The organism is Nocardia otitidiscaviarum, assembly GCF_007362295.1.
In the GTDB taxonomy this organism is placed as follows: Bacteria; Actinomycetota; Actinomycetes; order Mycobacteriales; family Mycobacteriaceae; genus Nocardia; species Nocardia otitidiscaviarum.
This window is the reverse complement of record NZ_CP041695.1, coordinates 5,486,932-5,509,333: the sequence shown is the minus strand read 5'-3', so window position 1 is coordinate 5,509,333 and position 22,402 is coordinate 5,486,932. Positions and strand designations below refer to the sequence as shown.

The following is a 22,402-nucleotide window of genomic DNA, read 5'->3' as shown; positions in this document are numbered from 1 at the left end:
ATGCCCGGGGTCGCGGTGGACCGCGGCCGGGCGATGAAGGTGGGAGCCGTCGCGGTCGCGGTGGTGCTGGCCGTGACCGCGGCCTGGTACGGGATTCGCGCCATGACCGCCGATACGGGACTGCGTATCTCGCTGCACACCGAGCAGATCGGTGACGGCGTGCTGGCGGGCACCCAGGTGCGCCTGGACGGCGTGCTGGTCGGCAAGGTCGTGGAGATCACGCCCGCCGCGCGCGGCACCCAGCGCATCGCCCTGCAACTCGACGAGTCACGGCTGTACGGTCTGGACGACTCGCTGCTGGTCGACTACGCGCCGCAGAATCTGTTCGGCATCAGCGAGATCGAGCTGCGCCGCGGGGCGGGCGGCGCGCCGCTGCGCACCGGCACCGAGATCGACCTCACCGGCGCCAAGTCGGCGGCCGTCTACGACGCCACCATGGGTTCGCTGCTGCGCAGTATGTCGCAGGTCGGCGATTCGGTGCTGACTCCGCAGCTGGCCACGGTCATTGCGCAGGTCGCGGCCGACGTGGAGGCGTTCACGCCGCTGGCGCAGGCCATCGTGACCGCCTCGCGCACCGTGGTGGACAACCAGAAGATGCCGCCCTCGCAGCTGTTCGGCAATCTCGGCCCGGCCTTCGACGGCGGTGGCCGGTTCGCGGGCGCGGCGGTCGAGGTGGTCGACGTGATCCGCAGTATCGAACGGCTGCAACAGGATCGCGAATCCTACGACCACGGCGTGGACATCGTGGTGAACAAGCTGCTGCCCACCCTGTCGGAAACGCTGGGGCAGGCCGGAACTCAGCTCTCGGCCACCACCGACACCCTCGCCGCCATCCTGTCGGTGCTGGCGCAGATGGTGCCCGCGCCGCAGCGTACCGCCGCCGAGCTGACCGAACTGCTGCACCGGCTGCGCGCCGCCATGCCGGACACCCCGAACGGTCCGGTGCTGAATGTCGAAGTGGATCTGCGTGGCGTGCCCGCCGTGGCGGTGCCGCTCCTGGGTGCGGGAGGTGGCCGATGAAGGTGGGGGCCGCCGCCTGGCGGCTGGGACTGTTCGCGGTGGTGATCGTGGCCGTGCTGGCCATGGTCATCCAGCTCATCGAACGGCCCGTCGCGGGCGAGACCGAGGCGCACGACGCGCTGTTCACCGATGCCAACGGCCTCAAGGTGGGCGATGACGTGCGCATGTACGGCGTGCAGGTGGGCAAGGTGCGCAGCATCGACCTGGACGGCACCCGGGCGCGGGTGCGCCTGACCGTCAAGACCGACGCGGCCATCTACGACAACAGCAAGCTGGCCATCCGCTACCAGAATCTGACCGGGCAGCGCTACATCGACCTGCAACAGCAGCCGCGGCCGGGGGTGCGCCTGCCCGCCGACGCCACCGTCGGCGTCGAGCAGACGGTGCCGTCCTTCGATGTCACCAGCCTGTTCAACGGCCTGCGGCCGGTGCTGGCCACCATTTCGCCCGAGGCGATCAACCAGTTCAGCGCCAGTATGGTGGCGGTGATCGAGGGGGACGGCAGCGGCGTCGGCCCGGCCCTGGACGCCATCGGCCAACTCGCCTCCTATGTGGACAACCGCCAGCAGGTGATCGGCACCCTGATCCGCAATATGTCGGAGCTGTCGGACAAGGTCGGCGGCCGGGTGCACCACCTGGTGCCGCTGCTGGCCCGGCTCTCGGACATCTTCGAATCGCTGCGCGAGAACATCGGCGGCCTGGCGCAATTCGCGGTGACCGCGCCGTCGGTGCTGGCCCCCGTCGACTCGCTGCTGCGCACCCTGGGCCTGGCCGAGGGCAATGACGTGGACGAGCTGATCCGCCGGCTGTTCCCCGATCCGCAGGAGGCGGTGGCGGTGTTCGGGCGGCTGCCCGCGGTGCTGGCCGCCGCGGACGCCGCGCTGCCGTCGGCCTCGGGCTGGACGCCGCAGTGCAGTAGGGGAACCGCGGAGCTGCCGGGTCTGCTCCAGGTGCTGGTTTCCGGACAGCGGGTGGTGCTGTGCAACGGATGAGACTGTCGAGCCTGCTGCCCCGCGAGAGCAGGGTCATCGACGACCACACCCGCAAGCGCCGGGAGCTGCGCCGCGGCGTGGTCGGCGCGATCCTGCTCGCCATCTGCCTGCTGGCGGTGGGCGCGCTGTACGTGGTGCCGTTCGGAAAGCACACCTACACGGCGGAATTGACCGAGGCACAGTCGGTGAAGGCCGGTGACGATGTGCGCATCGCCGGCATCTCGGTCGGCGAGGTGGAATCGCTGGAGCTGAAGCCGGACCGGGTCGTCATGCGCTTCACCGTGAATTCCAATGTGTTCGTGGGTGACCAGACCTCGCTGGACATCCGCATGCTCACCGTGGTCGGTGGCCATTACGTGGCGATGTTCCCGGCGGGGGAGCAGCCGCTGGGCGACGCCCCGATCCCCGCGGACCGAGTCCGGCTGCCCTACAGCCTGATCCAGACCTTCCAGGCCGCCGCCGCGCCGTTGCAGCAGCTCGACGGTGACTCGCTGCACCGCAATCTGACCGCGCTCGGCGATTCGCTGGAGACCGCGCCGGACACCCTGCGCACCACCCTGGACACGCTCGGCACCTACGTCGACGCGTTGAACCGGCAGCGCACCCAGGTCTCGAACGCCGTCGCGGTGCTGGACGAGTACGTGCGCATGTACGACGGCGCGAAGACCGATCTCGGCCGCCTCATGGACAATGCCAACCTGCTGGTCACGGTACTGCTGGACAAGCACGCCGAGATGGCCGAGGCGATCCGGCTGCTCAGCGGCGTGCTCGACCGGGTGGGCGTGCTGGGGCCGGTGTGGAACGACCAGCTGAAGACCAGGGTCACCGACGCGGTGGCGGCACTGCGCGGCCTCAGCGGCGAATTCCAGCCCATGCTCACCGCCGCGCAGGGTTTGCAGGACAAGTTGTCGCAGTTGGTGATTCCCGACGGCGGGGTGGGTGTGGACCGGTCCGGCGAGACCATCACCGCGCCCGCCGCCATCTGCGTACCGCTGCCCGGGAGGGACTGCTGATGTTCAAGCGGATGCTCGGATCGCAGGCGTTCATGTCGGTCGCCGGGGCGCTGGTGATCGTGCTCGTCGCCCTGGTCGGCTATGTCGTCATCTTCGACCCGATGAAGAAGACCATCTCCTACACCGCGATCATGCCCGACGCGGTGGGCCTGTACGTGGGCAACAAGGTGACCATGCGCGGCATCGCGGTCGGCACCGTGGATTCGGTCGAGCCGGAGAACGGCAAGGTGACCGTCGGTTTCTCGGTGGACGCGGACCATCCGGTGTACGCCGACGCCGCCGCCACCACCGTCGCCGAATCGATTGTGGCCGACCGGAATCTGGCGGTGCTGTCCAGCGGTGCGGATCGGGCGCTGTGGGACCCGGCCCGGCCCATCACCAATACCCTCACCCCCAAGAGCATCACCGAGACGCTGACCGCGCTGGCGGATCTGTCCGCCGAGATCCAGCGCCCCGACGCCCCGGACGCGCTGGGCCGCGGCCTGATCGCGCTCGACGACGCCACCCGGGGCACCGGCCGCGAGATCAACGACATCGTCAACAAGCTGGGTGCGGCCATGGCCGCACCGGACGCCGATATCGCGCATCTGGTGGGCATTTTCGACTCCTTCGCCTCGGTGGCGGAGAAGGTGGAGACGCACTGGGGCGATCTGCGCAGCATGCTGCTGCGGCTGGCTCCGGCGCTCACCATCGCCAGCGACGAGCTGATCGGTCCCGGTGCGGTGCTGATCGACCGGCTCGGCGCGGTGCTGCCGATGCTCAACGACCTGGTCGTGCTGGCGGGCGATCCGATCATGGACGCGCTCAACGACGCCGTGCCCATGGTGCGGCTGCTGCGCGCGAATATCGGCTCGCTGTCGGAGGTGGTGCGCAAGCTGCCGGTGATCACCTCGGTGGCGCAGGCGGTCACCGGTTCCGACGGCATCACCTACGGGTCGCCGCGGGTGGCGCTGCCCGCGCCGGACGCCGAGCAGGTGTGCGCGGCGATCGACGCCGTCGCACCCGGTCGGTGCGCGAGCGCGGCGAACGGCATGGTCGAGATTTCTCTGGTTCAGCTGGTGCTGGGAACGGCGGGTGCGCGATGACGGCGAAATTCTTGCGCCGCACCGGAATCGCGGTGCTGGCGGCGGCGCTGCTGGCCGGTGTCGGCGGCTGTGGCTTCGATCCCGCCTCGGTGCCGGTGCCCGGCACCACGGTGTCGGGGCCCACCTATCGGCTGCACATCGAGTTCGACAATGTGCTGAATCTGCCCGCGAAGGCGAAGGTCATCGCCAATGGCGCGATGGTCGGCACGGTGGCCGGGGTGCGGGTGGTGGACGCCGCGCAGGCCCCCGCCGGTCGCGGTGGCTACGTGGTGGTGGATGTCGACATCTCCCGCGCGGTGCGGCTGCCCGCGACCACCGTGGCCGAACTGCGGCAGAACACCGTACTCGGCGACATCCATCTGGCGCTGACCACTCCGACCGACGGTTTCGGCGATCTGCTGTCCGACGGCGGCACCATTCCGCTCGAGCGCACCGCGCCGCCGGTGCAGCTCGAGGACACCATGGCCGCGCTGGCCACCTTCACCCAGGGCGGCGCGATCGACCAACTCCAGGACATCATCCACCGGTTCAACGCGGTGCTGCCGCAGGATCCGGCCGAGACCAAGCGGATCGCGCAGGTGCTCGCCGCCGACGCCGTCGACCTGGCCGCCAACCTGGACCAGGTCGATCTGCTGCTCGACGGACTCGGCACCAATGCGCAGGTGCTGCACGACAAGATGGGCTTCCTGGACCATGAGCTGAGCCAGGTCTCGGTGGACCAGATGAACGGCATCACCCATTCCATCGACGGGGTGGCGGGCCTGTTCACCGCGCTCGGCACGCTGGGCACCTCGCTGACCTGGCTGGCCCCCATCGCCACCTCGGGTGATGCGGCCGCGCAGGCGTTCGTGCCGCTGGCGGTGTCGGGTGCGCCGCTGGATCTGTCCGCGCCGGGCAATCTGAATCTGCTCATCGCGCTGTTGCGGGACAAGGTGATTCCGTTCTTCGAACAGGGCGCGAAGGTGAATGTCACCGGGGTGTCGGTGGATTCGGTCGGCAAGGACGAGCAGGTGGATCGCATGGTCGCCACCCTGCGCATGATCGGAGCCGTGCGATGAAATGGGGATCGCTGGCCTCGCTGGCCGGTATCGGCGTCGTCACCGTGGTCGGCGCGAGCTATCTGACCTTCGGTGTGGTGCGGGCGGATCCGTTCGCGGAGTTCACCGACGCCGCCATGGTGCTGCCGAATTCGGGATCGCTCGAGGTGGGTTCGCCGATTCTGCTGACCGGTGTCGAGGTCGGTGAGGTGACCGCCGTGCGGGGCACCGCCGACGGGGTGGAGGTGCGCTTCCGGGTGGCCGCGGATCGGCGGGTGCCGACCGGCAGCACCGTCGTCATCGAACACCTGTCGGCGCTGGGCGAACCGTATGTGGAGTTCCGGCCCAACGGCCCCGGCGGCCCGTATCTCGCCGACGGCCAGCGATTGGACGCCTCCGCGGTGCGTCCGCCGCTGTCCATTCCGGAGGTCGCCCGGCTGGTCACCAAGACCATGAACCAGCTCGACCCGGAGGCGGTCGGTTCCCTGGTGAGCACCCTGGGCGAGGCCTTCATCGGCACCGACGGCGCCATGCCCGCCCTGCAGCGGTCCGGTGATCTGCTGGCCGCGGCCATTATGAGCCGGGAGCCCAAGATCGCCCAGCTACTGAACAGCTTCCAGGCCGCGGCGGCCGATATCGACGGTATGGGCGAGGCCACGGGAGCCGCCGCCCCGGCATTCGTCGAGTTCTCGCATGCTTTGACCGCCCTGGTCGAGGCGGTCGGTAGACTGGTCGACGGTGCCCCCGGACCCGATGCGTATCTGGCCGACAACGGGCTGGCTACCTTCCTGGCCCGGCTGAACGACTGGTTGCAGCAGGCCGGACCCGAATTGAAGACCCTCGCACCCGCCCTGCAACCCCTGGCGGACGCGGTGCGCAGTACGGGACCCCAGATCGATATCAGCACCCTGATCTCGCAGGCGCTCGCCGACACCGGTGACGGTGCCGTGCGCGTGCGGGTGACTGTGAAGTAGTAGGAGGAAGCGGATGTCCGAGGACGCCGAGAAGCGCGACGCCACCGCGGCGACCGCGCGCAAGACCGTGTCGCTGCCGGTGTCCACCCTGGTGGCGGGGGCCGTCGCGGCGGTGCTCGTCACGGTGGCCGTCGTGACCACCGGCCTGTGGCTGTCGGCGCGTGGCGACCTCGACGACATCCATGCCGCGACCGCCGCCGAGCAGCACGCCGAGCAGGTCGCCACCGACTACGCGGTCGGCGCGTCGAATATCGACTTCGCCGATCTCGGCGCCTGGCAGGGCCGCTTGAAGGCGAACACCACCGGCAAGCTGTCCGAGCAGTTCGACGCGGCGGGGCCGAAGCTGTCCGAGGCGCTCACCGTCCTGAAGTGGACCTCCAGTGCCACGCCCATCGCGGCCAAGGTGACCGGTCGGGACGGCGACGCGTACCTCGTCGACGTCTTCCTCGATGTCACCAGCACCAATGCCCAGAATCCCCAGGGCGTCAAGACCACCGTCACCTACAACGTGACGGTCAACCCCGACGGCTGGACGATCGCCGACGTCGGCGGCATGGATATGACGCTGCCGCAGAAGTAGGGGCCGGGCTCCCTCACCACCCCTTGCGCAGGGTGTCCGCGAGCCGGATCGCCAACGCCACGATCATGAGTGTGGGATTGGCGTGCCCGTTGGTCGGGAAGACGGAGCTGCCCGCGATATACAGGTTGTCCATCCCGTGCACCCGGCACCGCGCGTCCACCACACCGGTGCGCGGGTCGGCGGACATGCGGGTCGCGCCGGTGGGGTGCGCCCAGTCGGTGAGTTGCACCGGCTCCGAACTGTTCTCGCACACCCATCGGTGCAGGTGCGGGGGATCGAAGCCGAGGCGCGCGAACTCGCCGGCCGCCAGGGCGGCGGTGCGCCGGACGGTGGCGTCCTCTATGTCGTGCACCTTCCAGTCCACCCGGGCCAGGGGAATGCCGAGCCGATCCACCTTGTCGCTCAGGGTGACCCGGCTGTCCGGATCGGGTTGTTGCTCGACCATGCAGCGCAGTTCCACTTCGGCGAGTTTGCGCGGCAGTCCGGTGCCGTGCACCAGGCGGCGGCGCACCCCCGACAGCAGCAGGCCGGGATGGGCCGACACGATGCGCGTATCCCGCAGGGTCAGTTGTCCCCGCAGCAGCCGCTTGACCGATTCCCACGGGTCGTCGTCGGCGGGCACCTCCTGAATCCACAGGGCGCAGTTGAGCAGTCCCTCGCTTTCCTGGATCGCCGGGGAGAGCGCGACGCCGTGCAGGAAGGTGTGCTTCCCGCCGCGACCCTTCACGACGTACTTGCCGAAGCGGTCGCGTGCGGTGGCGGAGGTGGCGGGATCGAGCGTCCCGACCGCGCCGCAGCGATGGTCGAGCAGATATCTGCCGACCATGTCGTGCCGGTTGCCCAGTCCGGCGGGCACGATGCGGTTGGCGGCCAGCAGCAGGCGCGGATTCTCGAGTCCCCCGGCCGCCAGCACGATTCGCTGGGCGACAACCAGGCGTTCGCCGCCCTCGGCGTCCAGGACCCGCAGCGCCCGCACGTGGGTTCCGTCCGGATCGGTATCGATATGGGCCACGGTGGCATTCAGGACGACTCGGACATTCGCGGCGGAGATCGCCGGGGCATGTCTGCCGAAACGCTTGCAGTCGAAGGGATCCGCGGGGTCCTTGCTGATCTGCCAGAAGTAGGGGCGCAGCCAGCGCCGGTCGAGTTCGGCCGCGGGCGCGGAACGTCCGGCCAGGGCCCAGAACCGGTCGTCGGTGAACCCGACCCCGTGTCCGAGCCCCAGATGCGCGCCCGCCCGCTCCAGATACGGTTCCATATCGCTCGCGCCGATCGGCCAGCCGGAGTCCGGAATCCATTCCCGCCGGGCGAAGTCCAGTTCGTCGAGGGGCGCGCAGCGCCCGGCCCAGGTGTGCGAACTGCCACCCAGCACCCGATTGCGGGCATGGCGGTGCGGTAGGGAGCGCGGCGCACCGACATTGTCGATGTCGTTGAGCTCCTCGGTATCCGGCTGCTCCGCGCGGCCTCCGCTCTCCAGCACCAGTACCCGCAGCGCTGACCCCGCCAGTTCGGTGGCGATGGTCAACCCGGCCGGTCCGGAACCGATCACGCAGACATCGGCGGAGAGCTCCTCGTCCCGCAACCCCCGCAGGTCGTCGATACGCACCGGAATGTCCTTCCGATCCCCGCATCCACCCCCGAGACGGACGCGCAGTGACTGTCCGGGCTCATCGTAACCGCTCGATTGCGCGTTCGTGGCCCATCTTTCACCCGGCTCAACAGCCGGGCTGCAGAAACGCCCGGACGTACCCCGCCGACTGGCGCACGTACATCCACGCCCAGAACAGCGGACCGGAGTCCGCGGGGCTGGCCACCATGGTCAACTCGTCGCGAAAGCACTTGCCCACGATGTACCGGGCGCGGGAGACGTGCGGGGTGTAGGTGATCACGATGATGTGCCGCCAGTGCCCGGTGTCGGCCCGCCGGGCGATCTCCTGCGCCTCGCCCTGGGTGGTCCACGGGTCGGGCACGAAGCACGACACCCGGAAGTCGAACGTCCCGTCGCAGTAGCGGTCCATCACGTGGTCGTCGATGCCGGTGGATCGCGAGATGACCAGTTCCGGCGCGTAGCCCTGGCGGGCCAGCCGCAGGCCCAGATCGAAGCGCTCGTAGGCCGTGCCGCCGAGCACCACGATGGCGTCGGCGGGCCGCAGCGGGTCCACCTGCGGATGGACGAACACCGGCACCCCGGCGACGCCGATTCCTACAACCAGGGCGACCAGTACGACGAGGGTGGCGACGGCTCGCCGGAACGCGGGCACGGTACCGACGATACCGACTGTCCCCGAGCCCCTTTGACTCCCCGCCGCCTCCCCGCGCGTTCCCTCCGGGCCTACCGCCCGGTACCATCGGCCCAGCTCAACACCGTGGAGGAGAATCGTGTCCGCGAATCCGACTGCTGCGCAGCTGCTGGCGACCGTCGAGGCGTCCCCGAAGGCGGTCGCCGCCCACGACCGGTCCGCCTGGGTGGACCTGTTCGCGGAGGGCGCCGGTGTGGAGGATCCGGTGGGCTCCCGCCCGCACCGGGGACGGGCGGCGTTGGAGCGGTTCTACGACACCTTCATCGCGCCCAACGACATCGCCTTCGAGGTGGACCACGACGTGGTGTGCGGCATGACGGTGTTCCGCGATCTGACCATCCACACCACCATGTCGACCGGCGTCACGCTGCCGGTGCCCATGCATCTGCGCTACGACATCGCCGAGGGCGACGGCGGACTGAGAATCGCTGCCTTGCGCGCGCATTGGGAACTGCCCGGCATGATCACGCGACTGCTGGGCGCGGGTGTGCCGGGTATGAGGGCCGGAATGAAGTTGGGCCCGCAGCTGATCGGCAATCAGGGCGTCGGCGGCGCGCTCGGTTTCCTGCGGGCGTTAGGTGGCGTGGGCTCCGGCGGCAAGCGAGCCGCGGCGCGCCTGCTCGACGCCGCCGGCCGCGGCGACGCCACGGGCGTACGCACGGTGCTCGCGCCGGTGGCGCGGCTGGAATGGCCGGTGGGAGACCGCATGTCGGTCGACGACTTCGCCGTGCGGGCGACCGGGCTACGCTGGCGCAAACCCATCGCGGCGGGCCGCACCGTCACCGCGACCGTCGACACTCCCGACGGTCGCGGCATCGCGGAACTCGATTTCACCGAGCACGGCACCCGCGTGCAGGCGGCGCGAATCTACCTGGTGCGCTGAATCACCGCTTCGCTCCGACGATCTCGTTCACCACATCGGTGCCGGTGAAGGTGCTGCCCCCGGCGGTGCCCACCACTCTGCCGTGCACCGCGATCAACCACTGCCCGCAGACGCAGCGCAGATAGCGCACACCACGGTGACCGGAGACGGCGGAAGCGGGCGAGGGCCAGGAGCAGGAGGGGCAATTCACCCTTCCCATCCTTATCGGAAAACTTCCAGCGAAGATCGACGACACGCGTCCGTATGCGAACTGTGTTGGTATTCCGCCGTGTTTGTCCGATCCACCGCGTGACTCACGATCGCGGTCCGCGACTTCCGCTGCGCCGCACCGCCGTCGGCGTCACGCCCCACCAGCGTCGGCAGCAGCGAGTGAAAACGGCCTGTTCCGACAAACCGATCAGCGAGGCCACCTGGCTCATCGGCATATCCGTGGTGGTGAGATACCGGCGGGCCTCCGCCCGGCGCACCTCGTCGAGAATGGCCGCGAACGAGGTGCCCTCCGCCGCCAGCCGCCGTTGCAGCGTGCGCGGATGCACCGTCAGAAGTCGTGCCACCGCGCCGATTTCGGGTGCGGCCGTGCCGAGCAGCCGCTGTACCGCGGCCCGTACCCGCGGTGCGATCTCGGTGCCCGCGCCGCCGGTGAGTTCGGCCAGGAAGGCCATGGCCAGCCGGTGCAGATGGGCGTCCCCGCCCGAGAGCGGCCGGGTGGCAAGGCTGCTGGGCACGCGCAGCAGTGCGGCGGGGCGCTCGATCCGCACCGGTGCGCCGAAGAACTCCTCGTACACCGACAGCGGTGCGGCGGGCCGATACGGCAACTCCACCGAGCGCAGGCCGTACCGCTCCGTCGCCAGCCGCTGCAGGATGGTGTGGTGCACGAAGGCCAGTCCGAGATCGGTGCCCTGCACCGGGCTCGGTGTGCCCGGCGGCACGCCGTAGCGCAGGGCGATCACCCGCTCATCCCCGTACGGGTCCGGTTCCACCGTCAGGCTCAGCGCGCGGGCGTGCACGAACAGATAGCGGGCGGTGCAGTTCATGACATCGGCGAGGGTGGGGGAGTTGCCGATGGCCAGGGCCAGCGGGCCGAGCATGGCCAGATCCTGGCGGCGGGAGATGCGCAGGCCCAGGTCGGGGCAGCGCAGTCGATGCGCGGCCAGTTCGAGCACCGCGCCCACCGCGTAGTCGGAGACCAGCAGGTCGTCGGTGTCGAGAGCGGTGACGGGCAGCCCGCAGGCGCGCGCGAATTCCTCGGCGTCGCCGCCGAGTTCCGCGACCGTGGCGCGGAAGCCGCGCAATCCGGCGGACCTGATGACCGACATGTCGTTCAGGATCAAATACTTGTCGCGCACAGTCAAGAAGCCGGGGCGGGACGGCCCCAGACTGGAGATCATGAGTGAGCGCACAACCGAACGGGTCGAGCACCTCGACGTGGTGATCGTGGGCGCGGGACTGTCCGGAATCGGAGCGGCCTACCGCCTGCGGACCGAGCACCCGGACCGCAGCTACGCCGTCCTCGAGGCCCGCGAGAGACTGGGCGGCACCTGGGATCTGTTCCGCTACCCGGGTATTCGCTCCGACTCGGATATGTTCACCCTCGGCTACCCCTTCAAGCCCTGGCGCGATGCCCAGTCCATCGCCGACGGGCCGTCCATCCTGCGCTACATCACCGAGACCGCCACCGAGAACGGCATCGACCGGCATATCCGCTACGGCACCAAGGTCGTTGCCGCCGAATGGGACAGCGCCGCCGCCCGCTGGACGCTCACCCTGGAGCATCGCGACGGCGGGCGCGCCGAACTCACCTGTGGATTCCTCTACTCCTGCTCCGGCTACTACGACTACGACCGCGGCCACGCACCCGAGTTCCCCGGTATCGACGACTTCGCGGGCCGGGTCGTGCACCCGCAGTTCTGGCCCGAGGACCTGGATTACACCGGAGCGCGGGTCGTGGTGATCGGCAGCGGCGCCACCGCCGTCACCCTGGTTCCGGCCATGGCCGAGCGGGCTGAGCGGGTGACCATGCTGCAACGCTCACCGACCTGGATCTCCGCGGTGCCGGGCCGGGACAAGGTGGCCGACCGGCTGCGCGCGCTGCTGCCGCCACGGTTGGCGCACCGCGTCATCCGCACCAAGAACATTCTGTTCGGCATCGGCTTCTACCAGTACTGCCGCCGTCGTCCGGAGGCCGCGCGCAAGCTGCTCACCGGGCTGACCACGCGCATCCTGAAGGACGAGCGGTTGGTCGCCGAGCATTTCACGCCCGACTACGATCCGTGGGATCAGCGGCTGTGCGCGGTGCCCAACGCCGATTTCTTCAAGGCCATGCGCAAGGGCAGGGCGGAGGTGGTCACCGATCACATCGAAACCTTCGTGCCCGAGGGGATTCGGCTGACGTCGGGCCGGGTGCTCGAAGCCGATGTGGTGGTCACCGCCACCGGACTGCGGCTGCTGGCCTTCGGCGGCATCGACCTCACCGTGGACGGCGAGCCGGTGCGACTGAACGAGCGCTTCGTCTGGCAGGGCACCATGCTCACCGGCGTCCCCAATTTCGCGGTGTGCATCGGTTACACCAATGCCTCCTGGACGCTGCGCGCCGACCTCACCTCGCGCCTGGTGTGCAAGGTGCTGTCGTATATGGATCGCAACGGCGTCGCCGCCGTGGCGCCGCATGCCGACGGCCCGCTCGCCGAGCGACCGCTGCTGGATCTGGCATCCGGGTACATTCAGCGCTCCATCGGGGACTTCCCGCGCCAGGGCGACCGGCATCCGTGGCGGGTGCGGCAGAACTATCTGCTCGATGTCGCCACCACGCTGCGCACGGATCTGGGCAGGACACTGCGGCCGCACCCGGGAGCCGAGTGCGCGAAGCCGGCGCTGTCGGGGCGAGCCGCGCTCAACACGCCGTGAATGCCCGTCAGGCCGGTGATCAGGTCCTTTACGGAACTGTCGGACCGTGCGATGCTGGCGCAATCGCATCGCGCGGGAATCCACCGGTGAATGGGGGAGCGGGCATATGGCATTTCGAGGCCGGTATCTGTCCCCGGCGCCCGATCCGGAGCCGCCGCTGACGCCCTGCTGCGCACATGTGACGCTCGACGCCCAATCCCCGCCGCCGTGTCGGAATCGGGTGGCCCGCAATGACACCCGGACGGCGCGCAATGATGCCCGCGCGCTGGGCCCGGGGCTGGAACGGGTGGTGCGCGGCACGCATCCGGAAATTGCCGCGAGCGAAGTCGAAGTTTGTTCCGGGGCACGGAATTTCGCATGGCGTACGGTGCAGTTCGCCGTGGAAGTGCTGGACGGTCGCCGGCCGGTCGCGCAACTGGCCGCGGTCGCCGATTCCGGGGTGGTGGCGGCCGTGCGTACCCTGGTGGGCGCGCGGCTGGTGCCGGGCCGCTCTCTCGGCACGGCGGTGCTGACCAGGGTCGATGTGGTGATGGTCGATGCCGTGCACGCCGAGGTGTGCGCCGCCTACGACCGCGGTGCCCGACATTTCGCCCTGGCCGCCCGCATTGCCCGTGGTCGGCGCGGTTGGCGGATGACCGCATTCCGGGTGCGGTGACGCCGCACGGCTCCTACCCGGCTGCCCGGTAATAGCCGAATAGCCTGATGGTTGCGAATTCCAATCGCGCCGGGTTTGAATTCTATCCGTCCCGGGCATAATATTTCCGGCGAAAAGCGGCATCAACGTGAAAGGGCAGTCCATGGCGAAGAAAGTCACCGTGACTCTGGTCGACGACTACGACGGCGAATCGAAGGCCGATGAAACCGTCTATTTCTCGCTGGACGGCATGGACTACGAGATCGACCTGTCGCTGAAGAACGCCGGTAAGCTGCGCGGGTCGCTGGAGCAGTGGACCGAGAAGGCCCGCAAGGTCGGCCGTTCCAAGCGGAAGGGCACGAGCGGCAAGACCCGTCCCGCGGTGGATCGGGAGGAGAGCACCGCGATCCGCGAATGGGCGCGCGCCCAGGGCCACCAGGTCTCCTCGCGCGGCCGTATCCCGGCGGAGATCGTCGAGGCGTACCACAAGGCGAAGTAAAAGCCGGTCCGGAAATCTGGAACTCCGGAATTCGGCCAGCGCCGGTGATCCCGCAGCGGGTCACCGGCGCTGGCCATATCCGACAATCGCGTCGAGGGATGTCCCCGCGGAATAGCGGTGGGGATTGCGTTCCCTATGTTGTCCGGGTGCGGCAGCCGGTCGCGCGGTCGTCGACCCGGGGCGGGGAGACGGCCCGCAACTCGGTGCGGGCGCGGTCCAGCACGGCGCGGGCCCGGGTGGCGTGGGCGCGCGCGGCCTCGTGATCGTCCAGTGCGATCGCCAGGCTGGCCAGCACGGCCTCCACCGGTCCGAAGGTCACCACTCCCATTTCCAGGCCGACGATCTTGCCCGCATGCGGTACGAGGTAGTCGTACATTTCGCGAATGGTGTCCGCGTCGTCGAACTGGATCGCGGCCGCCGCGCGGAAGACCGACATGGTGATGGGATAGATGCCGTCCTGGGGCGGCTTTGCTCCGTCGTACACCGCGCGCGCCGCGTCGCGATCGCCACCGTGCACCAGCGCGATCGCGTAGATGTGTGACAGCACGTCCGGCAGCGCCGCGTAGGCGTGTGCGAGCTCGCCGACCAGGCCGGACAGATCGGCGCGCGCCCAGGCGAGCGCCACCCGACCGGCCAACGCGGCCTCGGCGGCATTGGTCAGTCCGGAATCCGTTATGCGCGTACGGAATTCGCCGTACAGCTGCTCGGCTCGTTCGAGATCGCCGCGCAGCAGTTCCATACCGGCCGCGGCGCAGCAGGCGATATCGAGCAGCGGCCGCAACTGCCCCTCGTCGGCGAGTTCGACGGCCAGTGCGGCGTGCCGATCGGCCTCGGCCAGCTCGCCGGCGGCGAAGGCGCTGCGGAAACGCAGATGATGTGCCACCGCCTGGTATTCAGGGAGTCCGGCCGCGGTGGCGACGGCCTCCAGCTCCGCCGTCAGCGCCGCGTATTCGGGGCCGTAGTCGTAGTCCATGAAGGTGACCGCATTGACCGCGGCGCAGAGCAACTCGGGATCGCCGAGGGTGCGCGCCGATTCGAGCGCCTGGGTGCTGAGGTGGTGATAGCTCTCGCGGTTCTCCGCGTCGATTTCGAAGGCCGCCGCCAGCAGCAAGCGCACCCGCTCCGCGCCCGAGGCGGAATCCAGTACCCGCCAGAGGGCTTCGAAGATGTGCGCGCTCGATTCCCGCCATTCCCGAACGGGCCAGATGACCGGTGCGCGCCAACAGGTGAGCGCCCGAATCACCGGCTCGTCACCGCCGATCCGTTCGGCCAGCTCCAGCGCCCGGTCGCGGGCGGCCCGGGCGTCACGCTGAGATCCGTTGTCGGCCAGTGCGGTCACCAGGGCACAGTGCGCGTCGAGCAGTGCGGTGCGGTCGCGGCGGTCGGCGTGCTCGCCGTCGTGCCCGGCCAGCTCGTGCAGTTCGATGACCGAGTGGCTCAATTCGACCGCCGCCGAGCGCATCCCGTGATCCATACAGTGACGGGCCGCCGCCCGCACCCGGTCGATGGCGTGGTGGGCGGTCTCGGCGCTCGCACCGAGTACGGCGTGCCGGGCCAGCAGCAGCGGGTCGGCCGCGGCGGGGCCGTCGCGGCGCCGCCGCTCCAGGATCTCCAGTGCCGACCAGTGCATGCGCGCCCGCCGCAGCGACGGAATGCCCCGATAGACGGTGTCACGGATCAGGCTGTGCTCGAAGCGGATTCGACCCGCGCGGTCGGTACGCACCAGGCCCACCGATTCGGCGGCCGTCACCATGTCGATGAGCGCGTCCTCGGGCAGTCCGGCGGCCGGAGCGAGCCGGGACAGCTCCACCTCGTCGCCCCAGACGGACAGCTGTCGCAGCACCTCGGCGACACCGAACGGCAGCCGCGCGATGCGACTGTCGACCAGTTCGCGCACGGCGTCGGGGACGGCGTCGGGATCGCCGCCCGCGGCCAGCAGTCGCGCCGATTCCCGTACGAACAGCGGATTGCCGCCCGTGCGCCGGTGCATCCGTTCCAGTGCGGCATCGTCGAGCGCCGTGAGTCCCGCGGCCAGCGCGACGGACCGGGTGCCGGTCCGGTCCAGGCCGGTGAGTTCCAGCCACGCGGCGGTGTGCTGGGCCAGGGCCGCCGTGGTGGCGTGGGTGTCGGGGCCGCCCTCGGAGCGCCGCAGCGTCACCAGGATCAGCACCGGTTCGTCGCGCAGCCAGCTGGTGACCTGCCGCAGCACCTGCAGCGTGGCGGTGTCGGCGCGGTGCAGATCCTCCAGCAGCAGTGCGACCGGCGTCGCGGCGGTCGCGCAGAGCTGGGTCACGGTGCGCGACAGGGTGAACGGATCCGTCGCCGGTTCCGGTGCGGAGGTGGTGGCCAATCCGGCCACCACCTCCGACCAGGCCCAGGCCATGGGTGCGCCGTCCACCTCGGGGCAGGCGCCGGCCGCCACCGTCCAGCCGTTGCCGCGCAGCCGGGCCAGTGCGGATTCGGCGAAGGTGGTCTTGCCGAATCCCGCCTCCCCGGCCACCCAGACCAGCCGCAGGCGTCCGCCCCGCGCGGTCTCCGCGCTCGCGATAACCTGATCGAGCGCACTGGAATAGTCCGTGGCGCAACCGTTCTCACGGTCAGTGCCGGTCTCGTCGGGGACAGTCGCGGTGCTCGGCAGTTCGGCGGCCCCGGTCAGATTCGAGGCGTGGTTCAGAATGGCGGTTTCCAGCGCACGCAGCCCCGGGCCGGGGTCGACGCCGAATTCCTCGCCGAGAAATTCGCGGCAGCGGCGAATGGTGGCGAGTGCCTCCAATTGTTGACCCAGTTGATACTGTGCGAGCGCGAGCAATCGGGCGATCTCCTCACGGCCGGGATGTTCGTCGAACAGCTGCCGCAGTTCGATGACCACATCGCCGGGGCGCTGTAGATCGAGTTTCGCGCGGGCATCGAGTTCGGCCGCGGTCAGGCGCAGGTCGGTGAGCCGATTCGCTTCCGCCACAGCCCATTCCGTATCGGTGAACGCTTCCAGCGCGGGCCCGTTCCAGCAGGCGAGCGCATTCTCCAGCAGGTGGCTGCGGTCGCGGGTGTCGGCGCGCTGGTCGGCGTCGTTGAGCAGTTCCTGATGGGCGCGCAGCAATTCCTCGAAGTGCCAGGCGTCCACCGCGTCCGGCGGCAGATGCAGGGCGTAGCCGGAGGATTCCGAGACGATGAACCTCGACGGGGCGCGGCGGGGACGATCGGGTTCGAACAGGCGGCGCAGGTTGTGGATGTGGACCTGGAGGACGGTGGCCGCCTTGGGTGGTGGTGATCCGGCCCAGAGGTCCTCGATCAGCCGTTCGGTGCTGACGGCCTGGCCGCGGGCGACGATCAGGCGGCCGAGTACGGCGCGCTGCATCGGGGTGCCGAGCGGGACCTCGCGTCCGTCGATGGACATGTGCAGGGGTCCGAGCACCCTGACGTGCGGTCCTGCCATCGCCGAAACCCTTCTCGCGCGGGTAGGCGGTACCGGTCGTCCGCCTCAAAAGAGGATTATCATCCCACAAATCAGCGATGCCAAAAGTATGCTGAATAGTTGCCGAATGGTTATCGCAGTTTCGAGGACTCGAAATTGCCCTGGATCGGTGTCATCTGAACGTATGTCCAGTGGCGGGCGGTGGCGAGCAGGGTGCCTATTTCCCCCGCTCGAGCGGGTTATGACATGCATCACAAGCTCGTGAGTTCATGAAATCCACGGTGTCCTCCCATCGAAATTCCCCCGCCTATTTCATTCGCGACGCGCCTGGCGAATCAGGCTGGAAGTGAATCGGAAGATCGATGGCGAATAATTCCAAGGGGAAGTATTCAAAGGAGGTCCTAGCGATGTTGACGCGATTCGAGTGGCTGACAGGGGGCGAAGTGATGCGGGACCAGGCGATGCCCATGGTGGAACCCGAGATCTCCGGCTTCTACCTGGACCGAGACGGTGATATCTGGGAGCGGCGCAGCGAGGGCTGGCGGCTGATCCTGCAGCGTGGCGTGGCCGTCGATCCCGAGGCGCTGTGGGACTGGGCCGAAGGCCATGTCCGCGACTACGCCCCGTTCACCCTCGTACACGGCGACGCCTACGCCGCCCGCATGGCGGCCGTCGCCTTCCCGACCGCGCACCCGAAAGACGGCACCGCGCGGTAGGGCTCAGCGGTAGGTCTCAGAGGAAGACCTGTGCGGCCAAACCCGCCAGCGCGCCGCCCAGCAGTGGGCCGAGTACGGGCACCCAGGCGTAGGACCAGTCGGGATCCTTGCGGTGGGCGGTCTCGCGGTCGGGCAGGTCGCGGTGGCCGCCGACGCCGACACCGAGGTCGGCCGACACGGCCTTGGGCGGCACCTCGGCGGAGTGCTGGGTGGGCAGCAGCGCGTAGGCGATGCGGGGGCCGAGGTCGCGGGCCGGGTTGATGGCGTATCCGGTGGGGCCGCCCAGGGATGCGCCGATGCCGACGACCAGCAGGGCGGCGGCGAGCGGGCCCAGGCCGCTGGGGGTCTTGCCGAACGCGACGATGACGAAGACGAGCACGAAGGTGGCGATCACCTCGGTGAGGAAGTTCCACGGGTACGAGCGGATGGCGGGCACCGTGGAGAACACCCCGAGCTTCTTCTCCTCGTCGGGTTCGGCGTCGAAGTGTCGTTTGTAGGCGAGATAGGCCACGCACGCGCCGAGGAACGCACCCACCAGCTGGCCGCTGAGATAGGCCAGGGTGTTGGCGGCGTTCACCGGAACGCCGGGCGCGTATTCGTCGAATCCGGCGAACAGATTGCCGATGGTGACGGCCGGATTCAGATGGCCGCCGGTCTTGTAGGCGGCATAGACGCCCGCGAAAACGCCGAGACCCCAGCCGAAGGAAATGAGCAGCCAGCCGCCTTCGAAGCCTTTCGACTTGGCTAGCAACACATTGGCGACGACACCCGCGCCGAGCAGGATCAAGATGCCCGTGCCTAGTGCCTCACTCGCGAATATCGTGCCGAAATCCATGAATAGAGCCTCCGATCCGCGGGGGGACGCGGACGCGACCCCGGGCCTGAAATGACTCTACGATTCTCACTCAGCAAACTCTTGGAAACACACACGATCATCTCGAACGAGGCATGATAAATCCCACATTCGCCCCGCCGTTCGCGCGCGCTGAAAACGCTTGTGCCGCGCCGGAACCGACGTTCCGGCGCGGCGGCGCGAAGGGGGTGCGGCGGGGGCCGATCAGCGGGCGGCCACCAGCCGGGCGGCGTTCGCGGACTCGTCGTCGCGGGCCTCGTTGGCGGCCAGCTCCGCGTGCACCCGGTCGTTGTAGCGGTTGACCTCCGCGCTGGTCCGCTCGGCATCCCAACCCAGGTGCGGGGCCACCAGTTCGGCGATCGCGGCGGCGGCGCGGAGTCCGCGGTCGGCAACCTCGATGGAGATGCGGGTGCGGCGGGTCAGGATGTCGTCGAGATGCAGTGCGCCCTCGTGGGTGGCCGAGTAGACGGCCTCCGCGCCGATGTAGTCCTCCGCGCCCGGAATCGGGTGGCGCAGTGCGGGATCGCGGGCGATGAGCTCGAACAGATCCTTGGCCACCGCGCCGTAGCGGCCCAGCAGGTGCTCGACGGTCTGCACCGGCAGGCCCGCGTCCTTGGCGACGCCCGGGATGTCGGCCAGCATCTCCTGGTAGCCGGCCGCGCCGAGCAGCGGCAGATGCTCGGTCACCGAGTCGGCGACGCCGCTGCCGAGCCCCTCGACCGCGGCGTTCACCACGTCGGCGGCCATCACCCGGTAGGTGGTGTACTTGCCGCCCGCGATGACGAACAGGCCCGGCACCGGCTCGGCCACCGCGTGCTCCCGCGACAGCTTGGACGTGTCCGAGGACGCGCCCGAGAGCAGCGGACGCAGCCCGGCGTAGGTGCCGACGATGTCGTCCTCGGTGAGCGGTTCCTTCAGCAGGGTGTTGACGTGGTCGAGGATGTAGCGCACATCCGCCGCGCTGGCGGCCGGGTGGTCCTTGTCGAAGGCCCAGTCGGTGTCGGTGGTGCCGATGATCCAGTGCTGCTCCCACGGGATCACGAACAGCACGCTCTTCTCGGTGCGCATGATGATGCCGGTGTCCATGTTCAGCCGCTCGCGCGGCACCATGATGTGCACGCCCTTGGACATGCGCACGTGGAACGGGAAGTCCACGCCGGTCATCCGGTTCATCTCGTCGGTCCACACGCCGGTGGCGGAGATGACGCTGCGGGCGCGCACGTTGTATTCGCGGCCGGTCTCCAGATCCATGACGGTCGCGCCGATCACGCGCTGCCCCTCGCGCAGCAGGCCGGTCACCCGGGTGCGGGTGAGCACGGTCGCGCCGTGCTTGGCGGCGGTGCGGGCCAGCGTCATGACGTAGCGGGCGTCGTCGACCTGGGCGTCGTAGTAGCGGATCGCGCCGGTGAGCGCGTCGTCCTTGAGCGCCGGGGCCAATTCCAGTGCGCCGGAACGGGTCAGGTGCTTGTGCATGGGCACCGCCCGCGCGCCGCCGAGGGTGTCGTAGAGGGCGACGCCCGCGCCGATGTAGGCGCGCTCCCAGACCCGATGCTGGAGCGGGAACAGGAACGAGACCGGGTGCACCAGATGCGGGGCGATCTTGTTCAGCAGCAGGCCGCGCTCCTTCAAAGCCTCACGCACCAGCGCGAAGTCGAGCTGTTCCAGGTAGCGCAGCCCGCCGTGGATGAGCTTGCTGGAGCGACTGGAGGTACCGGCCGCCCAGTCGCGGGCCTCCACCAGGGTGACGTTCAGGCCGCGGGCGGCGGCGTCCAGGGCGGCCCCGGCGCCGACGATGCCGCCGCCGACCACGAGGACGTCGATCTCGGTGTCCTCCAGGTGCGCGATGGCGTCGTCGCGGTAGGCGCGATCCAAGCGTGCAGACACGGGAATCTCCTTGTTCTCCAGGGTGATAAGTCTTGTGGGGGCCGTGGATCAGTCGTCGAGATCGACCCAGTCGAGGGTGCGCGCCACGGCCTTCTTCCAACGGCCGTAACCTTTTTCGCGCTGCTCCTCGGACCAGGTGGGTTCCCAGCGTTTGTCCTCGTGCCAGTTGCGGACGAGTTCGTCGGTGCTGCTCCAGAATCCGACCGCGAGCCCGGCGGCGTAGGCCGCGCCGAGCGCGGTGGTCTCGCGAACCACGGGGCGCGACACCGGAACTCCGAGGATGTCGGACTGCAACCGCATACACAGTTCGTTGGCGGTGATGCCGCCGTCCACCCGCAGGGTGTCGAGTTTGACCCCCGAGTCGGCCTCCATGGCCTCCACCACGTCGCGGGTCTGGTAGCCGATGGCCTCCAGCGTGGCCCGGGCGATGTGGGCGTTGGTGCTGTAGCGCGACAGGCCGATGATGATGCCGCGGGCGTCGGAGCGCCAGTAGGGTGCGAACAGTCCGGAGAAGGCGGGCACGAACACCACCCCGCCGGTGTCGGCCACCTGGCTGGCGAGCAGTTCGCTCTGGGTCGCCCCGGCGATGATGCCGAGCTGATCACGCAGCCACTGCACCGCCGAACCGGTGACGGCGATGGAGCCCTCCAGCGCGTACACCGGCGCGTCGTCGCCGAACCGGTAGGCCACGGTGGTGAGCAGTCCGTGCTGCGAGCGCACGATATCGGTGCCGGTATTGAGCAGCAGGAAGTTTCCGGTGCCGTAGGTGTTCTTGGCCTCGCCGGGCCGGAAGCACACCTGTCCCACGGTGGCGGCCTGCTGATCGCCGAGAATGCCGGTGAGCGGCACCGCGCCCTTGAACGGGCCGTCGGGGTTGGTGAGTCCGAACATCTCCGGATTCGACGACGGGGCGATGGTCGGCAGCATGGCCCGAGGCACCCCGAACAGCTCCAGCAGTTCGTCGTCCCAGTCCAGGGTTTCGAGGTCCATGAGCATGGTGCGGGAGGCATTGGTGGGGTCGGTGACGTGCACGCCGCCGTGGATGCCGCCGGTGAGATTCCACAGCAGCCAGGTGTCCGGGGTGCCGAACAGCGCGTCGCCGCGTTCGGCGTCCGCACGCACGCCGGGGATGTTCTCCAGGATCCACTTCAGTTTGCCGCCGGAGAAGTAGGTGGCGGGCGGCAGGCCGGTCTTGCGGCGGATGAGTTCGCCGTGGGTGCGGTCGAGTTCGGCCGCGATGCGATCGGTGCGGGTGTCCTGCCAGACGATGGCGTTGCAGTAGGGGCGGCCGGTGCGCCGGTCCCACACGATGGTGGTTTCGCGCTGGTTGGTGATGCCGACCGCGGCCAGGTCGGCGGCGGAGAGGTTCGAGGAGGTGAGCACGGTTTTGACGACCGTGCGCGTGCGCTCCCAGATCTCGGCCGGATTGTGCTCGACCCACCCGGCGTGCGGCATGATCTGCTCATGCTCGAGCTGGTGGCGGGCGACCTCGTTGCCATCGTGGTCGAAGACCATGAAACGAGTGCTCGTCGTTCCCTGGTCGATGGCTCCGATGTATCGGCTCATCGTGTCCCTTTCGAAAGGCTCACCTTTGAGCCCGTCGTATGCCCTGGTGG

Annotated in this window: 20 protein-coding genes; 12 read left to right on the top strand and 8 right to left on the bottom strand. The window is 69.2% G+C overall.

All coding sequences use genetic code 11. The features are described 5' to 3' along the window. Genes FOH10_RS24670 through FOH10_RS24640 form a run of 7 tightly spaced genes read left to right on the top strand, consistent with a single transcriptional unit; the run spans position 1 to position 6,701 of the window. Positions 1-1,020, top strand: coding sequence for an MlaD family protein (locus FOH10_RS24670; RefSeq protein ID WP_228814594.1), 1,020 nt, complete (start codon positions 1-3; stop codon positions 1,018-1,020). Continuing rightward, the gene (locus tag FOH10_RS24665) at positions 1,017-2,012 is read left to right on the top strand and encodes an MlaD family protein (protein ID WP_143982522.1); all 996 of its coding nucleotides are present in this window, start codon (positions 1,017-1,019) and stop codon (positions 2,010-2,012) included. The genes FOH10_RS24670 and FOH10_RS24665 overlap by 4 nt, the downstream gene beginning before the upstream one ends. Next, positions 2,009-3,025, top strand: coding sequence for an MlaD family protein (locus FOH10_RS24660; protein ID WP_143982521.1), 1,017 nt, complete (start codon positions 2,009-2,011; stop codon positions 3,023-3,025). Before FOH10_RS24665 ends, FOH10_RS24660 begins: the two co-directional genes overlap by 4 nt. Next, on the top strand, positions 3,025-4,110 hold the full coding sequence (locus FOH10_RS24655; protein ID WP_143982520.1) for an MlaD family protein: 1,086 nt from the start codon (positions 3,025-3,027) through the stop codon (positions 4,108-4,110). The genes FOH10_RS24660 and FOH10_RS24655 overlap by 1 nt, the downstream gene beginning before the upstream one ends. Then, entirely contained in the window at positions 4,107-5,168 is a 1,062-nt protein-coding gene (locus FOH10_RS24650) for an MlaD family protein (protein ID WP_143982519.1), read from the top strand. Before FOH10_RS24655 ends, FOH10_RS24650 begins: the two co-directional genes overlap by 4 nt. Beyond that, positions 5,165-6,121 carry an MlaD family protein gene (locus tag FOH10_RS24645; protein ID WP_143982518.1) on the top strand — a complete coding sequence of 319 codons (957 nt, stop codon included), beginning with the start codon at positions 5,165-5,167 and terminating at the stop codon, positions 6,119-6,121. Before FOH10_RS24650 ends, FOH10_RS24645 begins: the two co-directional genes overlap by 4 nt. Before the next feature lie 13 nt (positions 6,122-6,134). Next, complete coding sequence (locus FOH10_RS24640) at positions 6,135-6,701, top strand: hypothetical protein (protein WP_143982517.1); 567 nt, start codon at positions 6,135-6,137, stop codon at positions 6,699-6,701. A 13-nt stretch (positions 6,702-6,714) separates the two neighbouring features. On the opposite strand, the gene FOH10_RS24635 is transcribed toward FOH10_RS24640, so the two are convergent. Both FOH10_RS24635 and FOH10_RS24630 read right to left on the bottom strand, forming a co-directional pair. Then, positions 6,715-8,307: a GMC oxidoreductase gene (locus FOH10_RS24635; RefSeq protein ID WP_221937867.1), complete on the bottom strand. Its 1,593-nt coding sequence runs from the start codon at positions 8,305-8,307 to the stop codon at positions 6,715-6,717. 109 nt (positions 8,308-8,416) lie between these two features. Then, entirely contained in the window at positions 8,417-8,962 is a 546-nt protein-coding gene (locus FOH10_RS24630) for a YdcF family protein (protein WP_143982515.1), read from the bottom strand. A gap of 118 nt (positions 8,963-9,080) precedes the next feature. Here FOH10_RS24630 and FOH10_RS24625 point away from each other — a divergent pair, with 118 nt between their 5' ends. Beyond that, positions 9,081-9,884, top strand: a complete 804-nt coding sequence (locus FOH10_RS24625; protein WP_143982514.1) for a nuclear transport factor 2 family protein — start codon at positions 9,081-9,083, stop codon at positions 9,882-9,884. Between the two features lies 1 nt (position 9,885). Here the strand turns inward: FOH10_RS24625 and FOH10_RS24620 are convergent, their stop codons facing one another. Next, a complete protein-coding gene (locus tag FOH10_RS24620; RefSeq protein ID WP_228808054.1) occupies positions 9,886-10,074 on the bottom strand; it encodes a hypothetical protein in 189 nt (62 codons plus the stop codon). Positions 10,075-10,177: 103 nt separating this feature from the next. Beyond that, on the bottom strand, positions 10,178-11,200 hold the full coding sequence (locus FOH10_RS24615) for an AraC family transcriptional regulator (protein ID WP_143982513.1): 1,023 nt from the start codon (positions 11,198-11,200) through the stop codon (positions 10,178-10,180). Between the two features lie 70 nt (positions 11,201-11,270). Between FOH10_RS24615 and FOH10_RS24610 the strand changes: the two genes are divergently transcribed. The 3 genes from FOH10_RS24610 (at position 11,271) to FOH10_RS24600 (ending at position 13,921) form a co-directional block, all read left to right on the top strand. Then, positions 11,271-12,788: a flavin-containing monooxygenase gene (locus tag FOH10_RS24610; RefSeq protein ID WP_143982512.1), complete on the top strand. Its 1,518-nt coding sequence runs from the start codon at positions 11,271-11,273 to the stop codon at positions 12,786-12,788. Positions 12,789-12,894: 106 nt separating this feature from the next. After that, positions 12,895-13,443 (top strand): Rv3235 family protein, encoded by a 549-nt coding sequence (locus FOH10_RS24605; protein WP_143982511.1) that lies wholly within the window; start codon positions 12,895-12,897, stop codon positions 13,441-13,443. Positions 13,444-13,585: 142 nt separating this feature from the next. After that, positions 13,586-13,921, top strand: coding sequence for a histone-like nucleoid-structuring protein Lsr2 (locus tag FOH10_RS24600; RefSeq protein ID WP_029926580.1), 336 nt, complete (start codon positions 13,586-13,588; stop codon positions 13,919-13,921). Between the two features lie 133 nt (positions 13,922-14,054). On the opposite strand, the gene FOH10_RS24595 is transcribed toward FOH10_RS24600, so the two are convergent. Further along, positions 14,055-17,354, bottom strand: coding sequence for an ATP-binding protein (locus FOH10_RS24595; protein ID WP_143982510.1), 3,300 nt, complete (start codon positions 17,352-17,354; stop codon positions 14,055-14,057). Positions 17,355-17,740: 386 nt separating this feature from the next. Between FOH10_RS24595 and FOH10_RS24590 the strand changes: the two genes are divergently transcribed. Then, a complete protein-coding gene (locus FOH10_RS24590) occupies positions 17,741-18,049 on the top strand; it encodes a hypothetical protein (protein ID WP_143982509.1) in 309 nt (102 codons plus the stop codon). 16 nt (positions 18,050-18,065) lie between these two features. On the opposite strand, the gene FOH10_RS24585 is transcribed toward FOH10_RS24590, so the two are convergent. From FOH10_RS24585 to glpK, 3 genes are all read right to left on the bottom strand, one after another. Next, positions 18,066-18,884: an MIP/aquaporin family protein gene (locus FOH10_RS24585; RefSeq protein ID WP_039810827.1), complete on the bottom strand. Its 819-nt coding sequence runs from the start codon at positions 18,882-18,884 to the stop codon at positions 18,066-18,068. Between the two features lie 222 nt (positions 18,885-19,106). Next, positions 19,107-20,786 (bottom strand): glycerol-3-phosphate dehydrogenase, encoded by a 1,680-nt coding sequence (glpD, locus tag FOH10_RS24580; RefSeq protein ID WP_029926585.1) that lies wholly within the window; start codon positions 20,784-20,786, stop codon positions 19,107-19,109. 48 nt (positions 20,787-20,834) lie between these two features. After that, positions 20,835-22,352 carry a glycerol kinase GlpK gene (gene glpK / locus FOH10_RS24575; RefSeq protein ID WP_143982508.1) on the bottom strand — a complete coding sequence of 506 codons (1,518 nt, stop codon included), beginning with the start codon at positions 22,350-22,352 and terminating at the stop codon, positions 20,835-20,837. Between the last annotated feature and the right edge of the window lie 50 nt (positions 22,353-22,402).